Origin of the sequence: Salinicoccus luteus DSM 17002, from assembly GCF_000712035.1 — a bacterium.
GTDB lineage: Bacteria > Bacillota > Bacilli > Staphylococcales > Salinicoccaceae > Salinicoccus > Salinicoccus luteus.
Genome location: NZ_JONV01000008.1, coordinates 137,062 through 154,639 on the forward strand (window position 1 = coordinate 137,062; position 17,578 = coordinate 154,639).

Here is a 17,578-nt window from a genome sequence, read left to right on the forward strand (position 1 = left end):
ATTATTTGAAAGGGTTGAGGAGTGTGGAACAATTCATCTGCAGCAGCTGTGGTAGAAAGTATGAGATTACTCCGACATTATGGAAATGTGAATGTGGAGGCGTACTGGATATAGCGAAGGAAACCCCCAAGATTGATGTTGCAGCCTGGAATGCCTATCCGGACTCGTTATGGCGCTATTTTGAAACCATGCCCTTCAAAAAGGATTCGAGAACATGGGAAGGCGTCACGATGGGAGAAGGCCAATCACCTCTAATTGTCCTGGATTCTGAAACCCCAAATTCATATGTGAAAGTCGACTACATGATGCCAACGTTATCCTTCAAGGACCGGGGCGCAGCCGTTCTGATGACACTGGCCAAGGAGTTGGGTGTGAAAAAGGTGATCGCCGACAGCAGCGGCAATGCAGGCACAGCAATCGCAGCCTATGCAGCACGCTGCAATATCGCCTGTGACATCTACTTGCGTGATACAACATCACCGAAGAAGATCGATCAGGTGAAGGCACATGGGGCCACGATCAAGGCGGTCCATGGTACCCGTGAGGATATTGCCGCGGCAGCCCAACGGGCTGTGGATGAAGAGGGGGTCTTCTATGCCAGTCATGTGTACAACCCATATTTCTATGAAGGCACAAAGACATACGCCTACGAAATCTACGAACAGCTGAACGGCGTGCCCGATTCAGTTATTGTTCCGGTGGGGAATGGGACACTGCTCCTCGGTGTCTATTACGGCTTTAAAGAGCTTTATGAAAATGATTTGATTGAGAAGATGCCAAAGATCATCGCCATCCAGGCGAAGCACTGTGCGCCCCTGGCTGAGGCTTACCGGAACGGTGAGGAGACTGCACAGGCCGTCGTCAATGAAGGGACGCTGGCGGAAGGGATTGCCATCGCCGCACCAGCGCGATCTAAGCAGATTCTTGAAGCTGTAAGAAATACGAATGGTACGTTCATTGAGATTGAAGAGGATGAAATCCTCGATGCACGAGCTGAACTGAGTGGAAAAGGATTCTATGTGGAAGTGACATCAGCAGTCAACTATGCCGGCTACCTCAAGTATGAAAAACATCCGGACGAAAAAATAATCATCCCACTCTGTGGAGCGGGCATCAAATCGAAATAGGTTCGAGAAGTTAAGACATTAAATGAAAGGTGGATTCAGGGCAACTGATCAGCGAGTTATGGAAGCTTATAAGTAACCTCCCCATGTGCGTTCAGGAACTCCATCCTGGGCTCATCATTCTCATCTATGACCATCCGGATCCGATCCTTCCCTTTTGAATCCATAAGCTTCATGGATACATCACCATTTTGGGATTTACCCATGAAGGCACGTGGTGCGTTGCCTTTATACAATGCTTTATACGCGGTCTCTTTCTCCTCATCGCTCATATCAGATGATTCAATCTCACGATGTGCTTTGACGATATGTGAAAGTGGCCGATTGGGTCTATCAAAAACGGAAAATCCGTATTGGGTCTGTCCTTTTTCCTCTATGTAGCTCATCTGTACCACTTGATCCTGCCTGTACTCATCGAAGGTAAGGGAAGCGGTCATTGATGGGTTGCCATCTTCATCCGCTTCACTGCCAAAGATCAACCCGCCACATTTCTCTTCCCTTCCATAGAGAAAGCATAATTTTCTTATACAAAAAACTACTTCTAATTTTTGAAAGATTTTATTAATAACCATATTGGAGATATCAAATAGGCAACAATCATTGAATAACTAGCAATAATAGCATTCCAATCTTTAGTCTTTTCTCCAAGCTCTGTACTAACTGGAGTTAGTGTGAAGATAGAAATAAAAAAATATATTGTTAGTATGACAAAGGGGAAACTAAGAATATCTTGATTAAGTATGGCATTAACAATTGTAATATAAAAAATAAAGAAGAAAATGCCAACCAATATATTAAGAAAATATGTGGCTTTTTCATTCATAATTTAAAAACTCCTATCGGATTATCCTTTCTGTGTCCCGGCATGATATCTTGACCATCTAAAATCACTGGTGGGATATTCTCCTGATTGAAAAGCGTCATTTTGATTTTGCCATTGCTGTCGACAATATTAAGTTTCTCAACATCAAGCTCTGTGAACTTTTTCTTTTCCAATGAACAGCACTCCTTTTGATTTATGTGAAATAGGAAATCACGAGATAAAAAATCAGAAAATTTGTTATACTGTTACCATACCAAATAATTACATCCAGAAAAATAAATTGAGGGTGGATTCACTCGAAGCGGCAACAGGGGGACAATACCATGAAGTAAGAATGCGACTGTTCTATTGTCGAGGGAGATGACGATTGGAACTTCGGCTTTCAAAATTTGAAGTTTCACCACAGGAGAGTGGGAAAATGAAGAATATAGGCAAGTTTGCTTTAGTTGGCGTCATTGTAATGACAGTTCTGTCATTTGCCAATTTCTTTGGTACAAGAATTGCAGGGGCGGCGGTCATTGTTGGAGTCATTTTCTTTTTCCTTCATAAGAGGAGGGAAAGAAGATCTGAAAGCAATAGTGGACTGGATATACGAGCCATAAGACGTGACCTGAAGCAAAAGGGGATCTGGTTCTGGATCATCCTTCCGGTCATCATGAATGCATTGAGCATCGGCATCGCCCTGATTTTTCTCCCCGATTACCTCGAGCATGTCGTTTCAAGGACAGAAGCCTTCCTTTCATGGAACTTGTTGTTTCTGTTGATTTTTCAATTGGCATTCTTCGCATTGGGTGAAGAGATTGCCTGGCGGGCTTTCTTTCAAAAGCAGTTGGGCAAAATGATGCCGATTTTCCCTGCATTACTGCTTACTTCTCTGCTTTTTTCATTTGGGCATATCGTCTTCGCCAGTCCACTTGTTGTGGTATATGATATCTTCTTCGTCTTCATCAACAGTGTTTTATATGGCATCGTCTTCTACAGGACTGATAACGCCTGGGTCAGTGCAATCGCTCATTTCCTGGCGAATTTTTCCTCTGTCGTTTTCTTTCTGTGGATCTACTGAAGTCGGTCACTTGACCTATAGAGCGTGATTTATATCTTTTACTTTCAAAATCATAAAGGGGAAACTACTTGGAACAGGTCGTATTCCTTATCGCCCTGGCATCTTTCTTACTTGCGATTATACTCCTCGGAGTAAACATCATCAGACTTGGATTCATGCCGGCACTTTCGATCAAGACAAGACTGGCACAATTATCACTCGGATTTATGGGCATCTATGTCATCTTTCTCATCGCATTTCTTGTAATGATAAATTAGGAGTCATCCTTTAGACAGTACCCATGTCACTAAAGAAGAGGAGGGAGCGACATCCATGATTCTGCATACCGACGTTTCAGGTGAAGGAGAGCCTGTCGTTTTTCTGCACACCGGACTCCAGACAGGAGAAACTGAACTTGAAATACAGAAAGAATACTTTAATCAAGATAATCTGGTCATTCTCCCCGACCTCCGTGGCCATGGAAAATCCGTCGCGGAAGACTTTACAGACTACTTTGCCCAAACAGCCATCGATCTGTCTGAAACACTGGATGATTTGAAGATCCAGTCGGCACACATTGCAGGGTGTTCACTCGGTGGATTGGCAGCGCTGATGTTTGCCAAGGAATATCCTGAAAAGACGAAGAGCTTGACACTCTCCGGCATCATGGCGGAAAAGCCGTCAAACTGGGAGGAACTGAACCGTCTGGATGCGGAAAATGTAGAGAAGATGCTGGAGCATTCGGATACGGCTGCCTACTTTGATCGTCTCCACGAAGGTAACTGGCGGGAACTATTACGGCTGACCCAGGAGGGGAGTTGGTATCCATTCGACGAAACGGCGGACCTCTCCATGCTCGATATGCCCGTCCTGTATATAGTGGGGGAGCAGAATATGCATGAAGTGAAGGGGACCATCAGATATCCAAAAATGAATCCCAACATCCATGTTGCGACAATTCCTTTCGCGGGACATGCTGTACACCTTGATCAGCCCGGAATCTACAATAAGGCGCTCGAAACATTCATATCAAAGGTGTGTAGGTAGGAGTTAGGAATGCTGCAATGCTTGAAGAATCTTTAAACAGTAGGGAGCAGTTAAGATGATCAAAATAAACAGTGTCAACTGGATTGATCTTAAGGATGGAAAGATCGAAGTGAGGGATATGGAAATCCCTTCGGAAACCGATCGAGTGATCGATGGGGCAGACAAGTACATGATGCCCGGGCTGGTCGACATGCATACCCATATTTCGCCGCTCAGTGCGAAACACTATTTGGCCAGCGGTGTCACTTCTGTCCGAAATACGGGAGGCAATTATGAACTCATCCAGGTGGTGGATGATGTGGCTCCAAATACATACGCAACATACCGTTTCATCGATGGGGACCCGGGTCTATGGGGCCCGACGTCCTATGGCACTGTATCCACCAATGATATAGATACAGCTGTAGAGGCTGTCGAAGAACTGCATGCCCAGGGGGCGAAATTCATTAAAGTCTACGGGAATATTCAGGCGGATGTTCTCGAAGCAGTGGTTGAAAAGGGGGAGGCGCTCGGGTTGGAGGTGGCAGCCGACCTGCTGCACAAGAAGTCCATCGATGCTATGAAGGCGGCAGAATACGGAGTGAAGTGGCTCGAACATGCATCGAGCATCATCCATCACCTGTTCCCCGGCTACCATACGCAGCTTTCAGATGAGGACTTTGATGCCATCGCCGGAAAACCTATGGATGAGGATAAATTGAAGGATCTGCTGTCCTACATGATGGAGAATGAAGTGAAGATCGTACCGACATTGACGCTGTATCGTCATTTGGCTGAGGGGCGGGTATTCAACCCGCCTGAACTGGATGCATCCCGGCAGATGGAACTGTTGGGGTTGGATGAAATGTTATCCATTGATGCACAGTTCCGTTCAATCGATGACCAGATTAATAAGGAGTTCCGGAAACGCCAAAAATGGCAGTATGACCAGGTGAAGCGGATAACTGAAAAGTACCTCGAAATGGGCGGGGAAGTATATATCGGTACCGATGCCCCGGCAGGAACATGGGTATATCCCGGTCTCAGCATGGTTGAAGAGTTGAATGAGTTCAGGGACTTTGGTCTGGAAAACTTTGAAATACTTAAGAAGGCGACTATTGAAGCAAAGAAGGTGGTTGGTGAAGACGAAGGATACCTGCTCCTCAACAGCAACCCTATAGAGCGCCTGGAGAACATACTCGACATCGATACCGTATTTGTCGCAGGCAAAGTGTTTACCTGTGATGAAATCACAAAGCATCAGGTCGATGGAGAAGACATGAGGAACGTCTTTGAAGCGGTTGAGGCAAAATACAATTAGGGATGGATTGAAGAGAAGGAATCAGCCTTAGAAATCAACAGGGATTGGAGCATCCATATGAAACCAAAAGTCCTATTGGTGGGCACCTATCACTTCGCGTCAAAACTCGATATGGTGAGCCACGAAGATACTTTTGACGAAGAGAACGACCAGAATCAGATACAGACACTGATAGATATACTCGCTCGCTTCAAACCGACTGCCCTGGCGGTGGAAATCACCAAGGATAAGCAAAAGCATCTGAATGATGAATACAGATCATATTTGGCCGGGACGCTTTCACTTGAAGCCAATGAAGTCCATCAAGTCATGTATCGGTTGGGTGAACGATTGGGATTGGCTGAAATCAATGCCGTAGACTGGATGGATTCGGTGGGTAACAGAGGTATGGGCGATGTGATCGAGTGGTCGAAAGTCCATCAGCCGGATACATATGAAACGGTCTATGATATGTTCATGGAAAGTGATCGTATTGAAAATAATAATACAATCATAGAGAACCTCAGGCTGATCAATGCAGATTCGAACATCCGTGATAATCATCAGGCTTATATGAAGTTGGCCCAAATTGGTGTGGGTACGGAGTACGTAGGTATAGACTGGATGCGATGGTGGTACCAGCGCAACCTGATCATCTATAAGAATGTCATGGAACTGATCGAGGCCGGTCATGATAGGGTATTGCTTTATATAGGCGCCGCACACCTCCACCTTCTGAGACAGTTTCTGACGGAGTCTGGAGAAGTGGAAGTTGTTTCTTTCAGTAAATTTTAATAGGAGGGGTTCAAATGGAGTTGATAGTTTTCCTGCTCATTTTTGGTCTTGTCCTCTTTGGCTATAACCGGCTGATGGGATATAAGAAGGGGCAGATTGTTCTGGATCTGGAGGAGCGGTATACCGACCAGTCGAAGTATGTGGAAGCGGTAAAACATGAGCTGGTTAAAGAGGGAAGAAGTGTAGAGTATCAAGGAAAAGGAAGATTCCTGATCGATGGTCAGACTTATATTCTTATTGAACGGAATGATTCCATGGGTGGAGGCATGATCCAGAGGACCATATTGAAGCCTGAAAAATGATTTTCATTACAACGAGGTGATATAGCATGGACAGTGGTCTTATACGGATGGCAATACCTACAGATGAGGAGGCAATAGAATATCTGACTTCCCTACGGGGTGAGGATAATCTGAAAGTGACGCCGCTGATGGCGAAGTCCCTCTATCCTGATAAAGTCAAAAGTAATCGTCATTTTAAATGTGCAACTAAAGGGTGCGATGCACCAATCACTTGCCGTTCAATTAAAGAAACGCATGTCAATCAGCCGACATTTGTAAATCAGTCAAGAGTGGTCAACCTGCATTCAAAACATTGCAGTCATCATCCGGATAATAAAGTGGAGGACAGGAAGGAAAGGCCTGAAGAAAGCTATGCAGAACACTTCGACAGCGGCAGAACTATTTCAGGAATATCCAGAGTGAATGGGTTTGTCCCCCTCACCCCACTGAAGCAAAAGGCTGTTGACCAGAAGCAGCGCAGAAAAACGCTTCTGATGCCGGAGGTTAAGAAAGAAGGGGAGTCCAGAGAGAAGAAGGGAGTTGTCCACAGGCTGAGGACGCTCCAACAACATGCCGAACTCTTTGCAGATGACCCAGGCTTCAGAGTGATCAATCAAAGTGCAGGCGGTGACATCCCCATCAGGGAAATGTTTGAAAGTATCCGCAGCAATGTGTTCTATGAAGACATGCTGGATAAGGAAAAGGTGATGATCTATACAGGGAGGGCCTATTTATCGGAGACAAGTAATGATAAAGTCATTGCCGTGCGCTTCAAGGATAAGATTGAAGTGGAAGGACAGGCGTACCGGCCATCGATGATCATTTCCAGGGACTATTTCATGGAGGAGTATGAGGACATCTATGAAGCCTTCACCAATGGCAACCAGTATGAATTCGACGTCTTCACCACGTTGCCTTTCTTCATGAATGGGAAGTATCTCAATTTCTCTTCTTACAGAACTCATGAGCAGATCAACCCATTTGGTGAGGAACTCTACAGCAATTTCTATATCAGGTAGGGTTGATGCCCTGGACCAGATAGATATAATCTTCGATTTGAATTAAATGCTGGATAAAGTGGGGGAGTTTCAATGAAGAACGGGACAGTGAATATTTTTGGAGTTGTGTCTGTGTTAATCCCACTCATCTTATCAATACTCATTTTGAACTTCTTTCTCGAAATTGTACCAAATGAAAAAATCCAAGGCTCACCTCTGATTCTGCCACTATTTCTATGCCCTATAGGCGCAGTTGTTGGAGCTGTCGGATATGGCTATCGAAAGGATCAAATATCAAGGATTGGCATTATTTCTAATATCATTTTATTTTTGTTTCCAATCGCCTACAATATTTTTGCCACGCTAATATTTGGCGTGTGAAAAGAAAGACAAAAGCTGCTCCGTTCATTTCCTGTTATGAATATTATAGTGCTTGCAGTGCGCACGATAATTTTTTCAAAGCACCACTTTTTCAAGTAATATTTGACGAGAGAGCCATCCATATACTCCGATATAATTTTTAGCATGTTGAAAGCCTAAGGGGTGAAATAATGGATAATAGAACTAAGTATCTCATCATTATTATTATTGTTGTTGGCCTTGGTTTGGGTCTACTTGGTTATTTCGGTTTCATGGAGTTCATAAAGAACTTTCCAATGAATTGAATGGCAGTAAATTAATCAGGCTTACCATCTATGGGAAGAAAAATAATAAAGAACTAGTATTTAATAGAACTAAATTATAAAAGGGTTATTAAATGCAGAAGGGGTTTTTTAAAGCAACGGGTACTTTGCTGATCACTATATCAATATTGATTGGATGTAGTAGTGATGCTTCCTCTACCCCAATAAAAAACCTCCATAAAACACTCGTAAGAGTGCTAGGAGGTACAATGATGAAGTCATTGATAAACAATGGCTTCATCATTTATTTTATTTGGAGATCAATCCAATGAATCTTCATTGGAGAAAGTTAAAAGACTATTCATGATCGACAGCTTTTCTGATGTTCTGTGCAATCAGCTGCCAAGCCTCCTGGGCCTTTTCTTTCGGTCCGAAATGCGTAAAGGCATGGCCACAGCCTGTGAAAAGGATATCCTGGACGCTTACACCTGCAGCTTTTAATTTTTCAGCATAGTTTTCGGCTTCCGGTCTGAAGGCGTCATGTTCGGCAATGAGGATGAGGGCAGGAGCCAAATGGTCGTCTACATCGGCAAAGACAGGGGAGGCGAGGGGGTCCCTCGCCATTTCCTTCTCAGGCACATAGCATATGTTCAAAAAGTGTGCAGCCTGTGGGAATTGCGCGCGCAACTTATTTGGTTCAGGCTTCTCTGAATATGGTGTGACGAAATCGAGCATCGGATAGGACAGAACTTGGAGAAGCGGCTGCTTTTCCGCTTTCTCCTCAAGTAGGAGGCAGAATGCAGCTGCAAAGTTGCCGCCTGAGCTTTGGCCGCCCACCATCAACTTCTCAGTATCGATGTCCAGTTCATCGGCGTGTTCCTTCATCCATTGGAAAACTTCATAGCTCTGTTCGATCGCTTTCGGGAATGGATACTCCGGTGCCTTCACATAATCGATGTTTAGGACGACGCATCCCGTCTCATTGGCGAGGTAGCGGCAATACGGGTCATCCATATCCTTATCGTTCATTATGAAGGCACCCCCATGGAAATTGATGTAGACGGGGTGCTTTTTTTGTTCTGCCTCCAATGGATAATACAGCGTTATTGCGGTGAGGCCAATGGATGTTTCCACCATGATATCCTTCTTGCTTTCTACAGGCTGATGATCAATCATTGGATTTTTTGCTGCCTTATTTGGAAAGAGTCTCAGTAATTTTGCAAAGATGGTTTTGAACATGACTGACCTCGCTTTTCTAGCATTATTTGACGTTGATTTTCCGACCTTTCCAGTTCACCGAACGCAGTACATGGACCCGGAAGATGGAGTATACGAATACACCGGCAAAAAAGGCGAACAGGACGGGATGGAAGATGAAGATATACCTTTTGAAGTTGCCGCATCTTCGGGCGAAAACCATGGTTTGGAGGGCATAGAGGAGATAGACCACCCCAGTGAGCACAATCAGCACCGGGTCCATTGCGATAAGTGAAGAAACCAATGCGCCGGCACTGATGAAGCTGCCGGAAATCCAGATGATGGTCATCAGCATGACGGCAGGATGGGTCGCTTGTGAACCGAGCGCAAAGCTTTTGCACCAACCCTCAACAAGGCTTCTGAACCCTTCCGGGTACATGCGGAAGGATATGACGCCGCGTCCCCCGAGACAATAGACAGGCAGGTCCTGATTAAGATACGCCTGACCGAGGGCCAGATCATCCATAAGGGCATCCTGGATGGCTTTATGCCCGCCTGTCGAAAGGTAGTCGTCCTTATTGGAAAGGATGCAGGGACCGAACGACCCTGCAGGTTTAAAGCGCTTCCCCCAGACGGTGAATACATTCATTCCCACAACAACAATCACATTGAAGATGGCTGAGAGGTTCTCGTACATGGCTTCGATGCGGTGGAAGGGCTGCAGGGCCAATATGCCCCGGGCCCCTTTCCGTCGATAAAGCGTCAACAGATCCTGAAGGCTGTCGGGGGTGCTGAAGCGTGTATCGGCATCGAGGAAAAGGAGCCATTCCCCTTTCGAATGCTGGACACCGTGCCAGCAGGCTGACGATTTCCCTGCACCGGCCTCCTTGAATTCATTACGCAGTACTGTGGCATCAAAAGCCGATGCGACAGAAACTGTATCATCCGTGGAGTCATCGTCGATGACCAGAACTTCAAATGATCTGAAATTCTGCTCCTGCAGGGATCTGAGCAGGGCGGAAATCCTTTCTGCTTCATTCCTGGCCGGAATGATGATGGATACGAAAGGGTATTCGGCACCCTCCCCCCGGCCTGACGGGCGGGGGAGGGACCAGAACATGAGTGTCCCGACAACAATCGCCAGAAGCCCCAGTATAAGATTGACCATCATAAGCGTCATCCCCTTTCATATCATTCAGTGGATGGGCTGCCTTTGTCGTCCTGGATGAGTTCCCGGGCAGCGATTTGGGCGGACAGCAGTACAATTGGGACGCCTGCCCCCGGATGTGTACTGCTGCCTGTGAAATACAAGTTGGAACAGCTTGGTGATTTGCTCTGCGGCCGCTTGTGGATGCTTTGGGAAAGGGTGGGCTGCAGCCCGAAAGCAGCACCGTTATATGCATTGAACCTCGACTCGAAATCGAGTGGTGTGAAGTGTGTCTCTGCAACGATCTCCTGCTCGACATTTTCAAACCCGCGTATCTGCTTCAAGGTATCCAAAATGTATGTACGGTAGTATTCGATCGTCTCATCGTTCCACTCATAGTCCGCCATACCGAGGTCGGACACCGGCATCAGGATATATAGTCCATCCTTTCCTTCCGGTGCGAGTGTCGGATCGAGCTTCGAGGCGATATAGACGTAGAAGGAAGCATGGTCCAGCTTTTTACCTTCAAAGATGTCCTTCATGTTCTTCTCGAGTGATTCATTGAAGATGAAATTATGGATGTGCTCGACATCATCATACTTCCGGTCCATACCCAGGTAGAGGAGGAAGGCGGAACAGGAATATTTCATGCCGTCGATCTTCCGATCGGTGAATTTCCCTTTGGCGCGGGGGCTTTTCACCAGGTTTTTCATCGCATACGGGAAATCGGCGTTGCAGACCACATAGTCGGCATCGATCTTCCTGTCATCCACCTTGATGCCGGTCGCCCGTCCGGCATCGATGGAGATCTCCTGCACTGCGCTTCCATAGAAGATTTCCCCGCCAAGTTCCTCAAACAACCGTTCCATGGCCGTTGCCATCGTATACATACCGCCTTTGATGAACCATATCCCGTACAGGAACTGGATCATCGGAATCATCGAATAGAAGGACGGGCCGGTGAAGGGGGAGACGCCTATGTACAATGTCTGGAACCCCATGATCTGCTTCAGGCGTTCGCTGTTTATATACCTTCCGATGAAGTTGTCCGCTGTACCTACCAGTTTCACTTTCGGCGCCTTCCTCAACATCGAAAGGTTATAGAAGTCGCTTCTTTTGTGGAAAGGCCGTCCGAGAATGTTGTCCTGGGCGAAGATATATCCTTTATAGATATCATGCATATAGCTGAGGAAGCCTTCCGTATCCCCCGGGCTTATGGACTCGATCATTCTGGTCAACTCGGTCAAGTCGGAGGAGATGTCGATGGGTGTATCCGGAGTGTCGCTGAAGTACACCCGGTACATGGGGTCCAACTTCTCCATTGGAATGTAGTCGTTGGGGTCTCGTCCGCAAAGCTCGAATATTTCACGGTACAGTTCCGGCATCATGACGATGCTCGGCCCAAGGTCGAACTGGTACCCATCCTTTTCGATCCGGTTCATTTTTCCACCCGGAGTAGCATCCTTCTCATGGATCTCCACCTGATAGCCGGCGTGCTGCAGCCTGATGGCACTTGCCAGTCCTGCCACACCTGCACCAATGACGATCACTTTCTTTGTCATGCATACACCTCTTTCTTAAATGAAGGACCCGGAAGGTTCTAAAACTCTCCCGAGTCACGACAGCATTCTTCTGATTCTTCCGCGGTTGTATCTTTGCGTGATGATGAGGGGCAGGTTGAAGGCGACCGCATATACGATCATCAGCCAGCCCACGAGCGGTGGGTTCCACATGAAGAAGAGCGGGGCGGGCACGATCGACAGCCAGTGTGACAGCTCAGCCCGTTTTGTCTCCATGGCAAACATTTCGAGGTCTTCCCTGCCCGTGCCATGCAGTGATTTCTTCTGATATCCCTTTTTGAACAGGGTGGCCCCGTCGATCAGTCTGCCTTTCCATGCCTTCACCCGGAACAGCTGCTGCCATATCTCGCCTGATTTCTCCCACCGATAGATGCGGGACCAGAAGGCATTGTTCTGGAATACTGTGGCCGGAAGCTTCAGGCAGAGGACGGAGATGGCCATATGGAAGAAGAACCAGACGGCTATGTCTATGACGATGGTCCAGAACAGGGACAATGAGATCACTTGCATGGCCGAACCTCCTAAGCATTTTCATTTTCGCAGGCGTCATTTGCGACAGTGTCCTGAATCACGCACAAACTTCAGAAGGAGACATCACTCATCAATCGAATCCCTCTGGACGATCTGGTCGCTGACATGCTGGCCGCTCAATGTCACCATCGGCATGCCGCCTCCGGGATTCACTGTGCCCCCGACGAAGTAGAGGTTGTCATAGTGTTCGCTCTGCTTTGGATGCTTGAATCCCTTGTTCTTCTTGCGGTCGGAGAGGGTGCCGTAGATTGCCCCCCGGTCGGAGCCGTACACCCGCTGGATGTCCTCCGGCGTCCACACATCTCTTGTCACGATATTCTCACGCAGATCCGTGAGGCCCATGCGTTCAAGCTTGATCAGCGTCTGTTCTGCAAACCGTTCGTAGGCTTCAGCCGTGAATGGCTCGTCCTGGATATATGGGATGTGAGGGAGCACCTTCAAGTTCTCATGTCCCGGCGGTGCCTGGTCCGGATCCGTCTTATTGACGTTCACGAGATAGATGACCGGATCATCCGGCAGTTCATGCTTATGGAATATCTTATCCATCTGCTTCTTCATATCTTCTGCGAAGAAGAAGTTGTGGTGGGCAAGCTGGGTGTAGGTTTTTTTGACCCCGAGGTGCATGACCAGGCCGGAACTCGCAGGTTCGAATTTCTTTTTGATTTTCCGGACATAGTCCTCATGTCCGCCAATCAGCTGTTCGTAGGTCGGAATGACCTCCATATTGGATACGTAATAGTCTGCATCCAGTTGTGTACCATCATCCAGTACGGCGCCGGTGATCCTGCCTTCTGAATTTCGGAGTTCAGAAATATGCTGCCCTGTATGGATCGTCACACCGACCTCCTCGGCAAGCTGGACGAGCCCTTTGGCCAGGTTGTCCATGCCACCCGGTACATACCATACGCCCTGGTCATGCTGCATATATATCATCATATTCAATACAGCCGGTGCATCGTAGGGGGAGGAGCCGACATATTTGATGAAGTAGGAAAGCATATCGCTCAGCTGCTTATTGCTGATCCGCTTGTCGATCGCCTGGCGTACCGTCGAGAACAGGTCAAAGCCCTTCAAGGTGCTGAACACCCCTTGGTACTTCAGGATGTCCTTCTTATCATCGACCCCTTTGAAGTAGCTCTGCTCGGTCGTATCATACAGCTTCTTGGAGTAGGCGAGCAGTTTTTCATACTCCTTGATGTCCTTTTTATCCAATGATGGATTCTTTTCCAGCATGTCATTCATATCTTCATACAGGTCGATGACATTACCATCCGGGAAGAAGGAGCGCCACTGGTGATTCAGCTTGACCGTCGGCACATAATCCGCCATCTTCTTTCCGCTTGCGGTAAAGAGTTTTTCAAATACTTTCGGCATCGTCAAAATGGAAGGGCCGAGGTCAAAGCCGAAGCCATCCTGCTCCAGACGGTTCAGTTTCCCGCCCAAGTGTGCATTCTTCTCATATAACGATACATCATATCCCTTTTGTGCCAAGGAAATGGCGGCTGATAACCCTCCGAGCCCGCCGCCGATGATCAATACGCTTTTTTGTGGCATTCAAGACATCTCCTTAAAATAGAAAATAACTGCTGCTCATTTATATATGGACTTTAAAAATTTGGAAATTTAGTGATACTGGTATCATACCAAATAAATACAGGCATTAATATTTAGAGGTATGCGCCATGGGTGCATTGTGGAAGAAAAGGCATCTCTGTACTTCCGTCAATTGATGGCGATGGAGAGCTTGTAGTTCACATGGGATTCCAGCTGGACGAGGAATTCATCCAGTACTCTGTTTGAAGGGAAGCGGCATTCGAGGAGATAGCACCCGTCCCCACTGATCTTATGGTTTCGGACGACATACTGTGCGTTGGCCGCCACCAGGTTCAAATAGGGTGTATGATAAGAGCTGCTTGTGAATATGGTGATGAAGGCATGGACCGGGTAGCCCATCTTTTCCGGGTTCACTTTGATGGTGAATCCTTCGATGATTCCCGCATCTTCCAGCTTCTCCACCCGGGCCGAAGCCGCAGGGCCGCTCAAATGCACCTTTTCACCAAGTTCTTTCATCGTGATGCGGCTGTTTGTCCGAAGCGCATCCAGAATGAGCGAATCTGTATCGTCGAGCATAGGCGTCTGCTCCTTTCATTTTTAAAGTGAAATGGCATAAAGACTTTCATGAGTCCATTTATTTCAGAAGTGGTATCAGTATACACTGGGGATAAATCAAACTAAAGGAGTTGCTGTTATGAACATTCAACATATACGTAATGCCACACTCGTTATGGACTATGCAGGGAAGAGGTTCCTGGTCGATCCGTTCCTGGCGGAGAAGGGGACACTGCCGCCATTCCCGAACTCTGCGCGGCAGGATCAGAACAATCCGCTCGTCAGCCTGCCGACATCCATAGAAGAAGTAATCAGCGGTGTGGGTGCCGTCATCGTCACCCATACACATCTCGACCACTGGGATGACGCTGCAAAGGATGCATTGCCGAAGGACATCAAGCTTTTCACCCAGAATGAAGCGGATAAGGAAGAGGTCGGGAATGCCGGTTTTACGAATATAGAAGTACTCGCGGAAGATACAGTATTTGAGGGCATCCAACTGATCAAGACAAAAGGCGAGCATGGCAGGGGAGAGATATTGGAGATTGCCGGATCCGTATGCGGTGTCGTCTTCAAGCATCAAGAGGAGAAGACGCTATATGTAGCCGGGGATACCGTATGGTACGAAGAAGTGGAGAAGACACTAAACACCCACAAACCCGAAGTCATCGTAGTGAACGCCGGAGACAACCAGTTCCTCGAGGGTGGCTCCCTTGTCATGGACGGTGAGGACGTACTCAAAGTCCACCAGACTGCACCCGAAGCCACGATCATCTCCGTTCACATGGAAGCAGTGAACCATTGGGCACTATCCAGGCAGGAGCTGAAGGACTATGCAGAAGAAAAAGGGATGAGCGATAATCTGCTCGTACCGGACGATGGCGAACAGTATTCGCTCTAAGAGATTAGCTATTTATTTGCCAGCCAAGATAGAAGAAAAATAATCAATCAGAAATTGTGATTAACATGGCATACCAAACCCCCAATCCATTTAAATGGATTGGGGGTGATTTATTGTATTCACTATAATCATCGAAGGAATAGGTATTTTAGAAAACAACCGACATGGCAAGTATGGTGTCACCCGAAAGTCAGACCTAAAATCTAGCCTCCGGGGGCAGCTCAAAGTCCGCATCGGTTGTAATCTGTTATTATACTTAATTTAATTTTCCAAGGCTTTTTCAATCCATTTTTCAAGTGCTATAAGCGCATCGGGATCAGCAGTTTTCACTTCACGCTTCAAATAGTCAAAGTCGATTTCATCATATGCAATCGAAATAAGATAGACGCTATATAGTTCATTATCCACTCTTTCGTAGTCCAGGACTCTATCATAGAGAATACTTTCTATTGATTGGACATAAATATACTTATCATTATCCACTTCCAATTTGGTCAGGCCATCATAGTCGGATGGTTCCAATACACTGTCGACAATATCGACGGCCACGTTCAGGCGCTTGTGCTGAAAAACGCGCTCGCTATTCTCAAAGCCGATGGCTAATAGCTTTTCTTCCATTTCTTTGGATGCCGAAGTTACAAAATCAATATCATGGGTCGTATATTTACTTTCTGTATAAATTTCCATTGAAAGACCACCGACAATAATTGGCAAGTCACTGACTTTGACATGGCCTTCCATGAGCTTTGTGATAATCGCGGCTACTTGAATCATGCGATCGTAAAGTTCAGTCTCGGACGAAATTCTATCCATATCAGCTCTAGCATCATTTTCGTTGTAATTCATATTCTCTTTCCTGCATTTCTTCAAGTATGCGCTGTTTTTGTGGGTTCTTACGTGGCCTATCGATTGTACGCATACCAGGCATGAAATCGGGATTGACACGCCTTGCTGCCCGGATTGCTTGTGACCTTCTTTTTGCATTTCTTTCACGAATATCTGATAATTTCGCAGTTTTCATCCTGGTCACCCCACTTTTGTATTTCGTTAATTTATATAGTATTTATTATACAGCGTTTTAGATTAAAATGGAAATTTACAATTTTTAAGGATTTAGCTATATATATAAATGATGGATGTAATTTTGAAGCAATTTATAATCGGTAATCCATGATTATACTGTTACCCTAGCTTGAAAACCTTTGTGTCTGACTTCGCTTGTAAATAGTGACTGAAATCCTCAATATTATTAAAACTATGCACTTATATAAATCTGTCATAGCAACTCTGATTTTCCAACAGATCTACCCTTCTCATTTTGAGAAATCAAACTATATAAAAATACTTTCTGAGGGTGATTAGAAGACCCCTAATCCAACACCAGAAATATCCTGTAATGTCTATTTAGGGTCTACATTAATCACACAAAAATGATATTAGGCCATACTGATTAGAAAAGCACAGGGGGTATAGAAATATTCTCTTCACATGGATATAATTGTAATAAATACTATCTGAGGGGGACACACTTTGAGAAAATCAGTTATCACTTTTAGTTTCTTACTTTTAATAGTCATTGTTGCCGGGTGCAATTCTAAAGAGGAAATATCGAGGGAGGAGTATACCGAATATATAAGCGAGGAACTTGCTTATCTTTCCTATGCTGATGATTACTATTCAGATCTGTTACATATTCAAGATGAAACTTTTGAAGACTTTTACAGTGAAAACGATAAGCTAATGAAGCTTCAAGAAACATATAATGAAAATATGAACACTTTGCAGAATAGGCTAGATCACACACAACGCTTTTATGAAACTTATGAGATACCCGAGGAATTCCGAGAAGTGCCCCAAGACTTTCAATCAGTATATAGCCAGACAATTGAAGTCATGGAGGGGATAGAAGTAAATACCCTGGATTGGAACACCTCGAATATCAGAGAGGATGCTAGGACAGATGTAATAGTAGATGAGAAACTCAATATAATTGATAGCTTCTACTTTAAAGGGATACGAGCAGACGAGCAAGTGGAAGAAGAATTATGGTGCAGGTTTGCAGTATCATGCTCAAATTGAATATAGTTTAGCATAAAATAAT

General features: G+C 45.9%; 22 protein-coding genes. 11 read left to right on the plus strand and 11 right to left on the minus strand.

Annotation, left to right across the window (positions count from 1 at the left end):
• Positions 1 to 23 precede the first annotated feature (23 nt).
• Positions 24 to 1,127 carry a threonine synthase gene (locus BO53_RS0105485; protein WP_031546340.1) on the plus strand — a complete coding sequence of 368 codons (1,104 nt, stop codon included), beginning with the start codon at positions 24 to 26 and terminating at the stop codon, positions 1,125 to 1,127.
• 56 nt (positions 1,128 to 1,183) lie between these two features.
• Here the strand turns inward: BO53_RS0105485 and BO53_RS0105490 are convergent, their stop codons facing one another.
• The 3 genes from BO53_RS0105490 to BO53_RS13875 form a co-directional block, all read right to left on the minus strand.
• A complete protein-coding gene (locus BO53_RS0105490) occupies positions 1,184 to 1,603 on the minus strand; it encodes a hypothetical protein (RefSeq protein WP_051683022.1) in 420 nt (139 codons plus the stop codon).
• Between the two features lie 62 nt (positions 1,604 to 1,665).
• A complete protein-coding gene (locus BO53_RS0105495; protein ID WP_031546344.1) occupies positions 1,666 to 1,947 on the minus strand; it encodes a hypothetical protein in 282 nt (93 codons plus the stop codon).
• Positions 1,944 to 2,120 (minus strand): hypothetical protein, encoded by a 177-nt coding sequence (locus BO53_RS13875; RefSeq protein ID WP_156956098.1) that lies wholly within the window; start codon positions 2,118 to 2,120, stop codon positions 1,944 to 1,946. The genes BO53_RS0105495 and BO53_RS13875 overlap by 4 nt, the downstream gene beginning before the upstream one ends.
• Before the next feature lie 245 nt (positions 2,121 to 2,365).
• Here BO53_RS13875 and BO53_RS0105505 point away from each other — a divergent pair, with 245 nt between their 5' ends.
• The 8 genes from BO53_RS0105505 to BO53_RS0105540 all read left to right on the plus strand — a co-directional run bounded on the left by BO53_RS0105505 (position 2,366) and on the right by BO53_RS0105540 (position 7,770).
• A complete protein-coding gene (locus BO53_RS0105505; protein ID WP_031546346.1) occupies positions 2,366 to 3,010 on the plus strand; it encodes a CPBP family intramembrane glutamic endopeptidase in 645 nt (214 codons plus the stop codon).
• A gap of 68 nt (positions 3,011 to 3,078) precedes the next feature.
• Positions 3,079 to 3,267, plus strand: a complete 189-nt coding sequence (locus tag BO53_RS0105510) for a hypothetical protein (RefSeq protein WP_051683023.1) — start codon at positions 3,079 to 3,081, stop codon at positions 3,265 to 3,267.
• 55 nt (positions 3,268 to 3,322) lie between these two features.
• Positions 3,323 to 4,036 (plus strand): alpha/beta fold hydrolase, encoded by a 714-nt coding sequence (locus BO53_RS0105515; protein WP_031546350.1) that lies wholly within the window; start codon positions 3,323 to 3,325, stop codon positions 4,034 to 4,036.
• Between the two features lie 55 nt (positions 4,037 to 4,091).
• A complete protein-coding gene (locus BO53_RS0105520) occupies positions 4,092 to 5,336 on the plus strand; it encodes an amidohydrolase family protein (RefSeq protein WP_031546351.1) in 1,245 nt (414 codons plus the stop codon).
• Positions 5,337 to 5,393: 57 nt separating this feature from the next.
• Positions 5,394 to 6,110 carry a DUF5694 domain-containing protein gene (locus BO53_RS0105525; RefSeq protein WP_031546352.1) on the plus strand — a complete coding sequence of 239 codons (717 nt, stop codon included), beginning with the start codon at positions 5,394 to 5,396 and terminating at the stop codon, positions 6,108 to 6,110.
• Between the two features lie 14 nt (positions 6,111 to 6,124).
• On the plus strand, positions 6,125 to 6,412 hold the full coding sequence (locus BO53_RS0105530) for a hypothetical protein (protein ID WP_031546353.1): 288 nt from the start codon (positions 6,125 to 6,127) through the stop codon (positions 6,410 to 6,412).
• 26 nt (positions 6,413 to 6,438) lie between these two features.
• Positions 6,439 to 7,410, plus strand: a complete 972-nt coding sequence (locus tag BO53_RS0105535; RefSeq protein ID WP_031546354.1) for a hypothetical protein — start codon at positions 6,439 to 6,441, stop codon at positions 7,408 to 7,410.
• A 72-nt stretch (positions 7,411 to 7,482) separates the two neighbouring features.
• The gene (locus BO53_RS0105540) at positions 7,483 to 7,770 is read left to right on the plus strand and encodes a hypothetical protein (protein ID WP_031546355.1); all 288 of its coding nucleotides are present in this window, start codon (positions 7,483 to 7,485) and stop codon (positions 7,768 to 7,770) included.
• 599 nt (positions 7,771 to 8,369) lie between these two features.
• Here BO53_RS0105540 and BO53_RS0105550 read toward each other — a convergent pair.
• The 6 genes from BO53_RS0105550 to BO53_RS0105575 form a co-directional block, all read right to left on the minus strand.
• Complete coding sequence (locus BO53_RS0105550; RefSeq protein WP_245608199.1) at positions 8,370 to 9,188, minus strand: alpha/beta hydrolase; 819 nt, start codon at positions 9,186 to 9,188, stop codon at positions 8,370 to 8,372.
• A gap of 85 nt (positions 9,189 to 9,273) precedes the next feature.
• A complete protein-coding gene (locus BO53_RS0105555) occupies positions 9,274 to 10,380 on the minus strand; it encodes a glycosyltransferase family 2 protein (RefSeq protein WP_245608200.1) in 1,107 nt (368 codons plus the stop codon).
• Positions 10,381 to 10,400: 20 nt separating this feature from the next.
• Positions 10,401 to 11,918, minus strand: a complete 1,518-nt coding sequence (locus tag BO53_RS0105560; RefSeq protein ID WP_031546359.1) for a phytoene desaturase family protein — start codon at positions 11,916 to 11,918, stop codon at positions 10,401 to 10,403.
• 54 nt (positions 11,919 to 11,972) lie between these two features.
• Positions 11,973 to 12,446, minus strand: coding sequence for a glycosyl-4,4'-diaponeurosporenoate acyltransferase CrtO family protein (locus BO53_RS0105565; RefSeq protein ID WP_031546361.1), 474 nt, complete (start codon positions 12,444 to 12,446; stop codon positions 11,973 to 11,975).
• 84 nt (positions 12,447 to 12,530) lie between these two features.
• Positions 12,531 to 14,021, minus strand: a complete 1,491-nt coding sequence (locus tag BO53_RS0105570; protein ID WP_031546363.1) for a phytoene desaturase family protein — start codon at positions 14,019 to 14,021, stop codon at positions 12,531 to 12,533.
• Between the two features lie 168 nt (positions 14,022 to 14,189).
• Positions 14,190 to 14,597 carry an Lrp/AsnC family transcriptional regulator gene (locus tag BO53_RS0105575; protein ID WP_031546366.1) on the minus strand — a complete coding sequence of 136 codons (408 nt, stop codon included), beginning with the start codon at positions 14,595 to 14,597 and terminating at the stop codon, positions 14,190 to 14,192.
• A 118-nt stretch (positions 14,598 to 14,715) separates the two neighbouring features.
• On the opposite strand from BO53_RS0105575, the gene BO53_RS0105580 reads away from it, so the two are divergent.
• Positions 14,716 to 15,477: an MBL fold metallo-hydrolase gene (locus tag BO53_RS0105580; protein ID WP_031546367.1), complete on the plus strand. Its 762-nt coding sequence runs from the start codon at positions 14,716 to 14,718 to the stop codon at positions 15,475 to 15,477.
• 261 nt (positions 15,478 to 15,738) lie between these two features.
• On the opposite strand, the gene BO53_RS0105585 is transcribed toward BO53_RS0105580, so the two are convergent.
• Together BO53_RS0105585 and BO53_RS13880 are read right to left on the minus strand one after the other, a co-directional pair.
• On the minus strand, positions 15,739 to 16,323 hold the full coding sequence (locus tag BO53_RS0105585; protein WP_031546369.1) for a hypothetical protein: 585 nt from the start codon (positions 16,321 to 16,323) through the stop codon (positions 15,739 to 15,741).
• On the minus strand, positions 16,304 to 16,498 hold the full coding sequence (locus tag BO53_RS13880) for a hypothetical protein (protein WP_156956099.1): 195 nt from the start codon (positions 16,496 to 16,498) through the stop codon (positions 16,304 to 16,306). The genes BO53_RS0105585 and BO53_RS13880 overlap by 20 nt, the downstream gene beginning before the upstream one ends.
• 509 nt (positions 16,499 to 17,007) lie before the next feature.
• On the opposite strand from BO53_RS13880, the gene BO53_RS0105590 reads away from it, so the two are divergent.
• Positions 17,008 to 17,556 carry a hypothetical protein gene (locus BO53_RS0105590; RefSeq protein WP_031546371.1) on the plus strand — a complete coding sequence of 183 codons (549 nt, stop codon included), beginning with the start codon at positions 17,008 to 17,010 and terminating at the stop codon, positions 17,554 to 17,556.
• Positions 17,557 to 17,578: the final 22 nt, after the last annotated feature.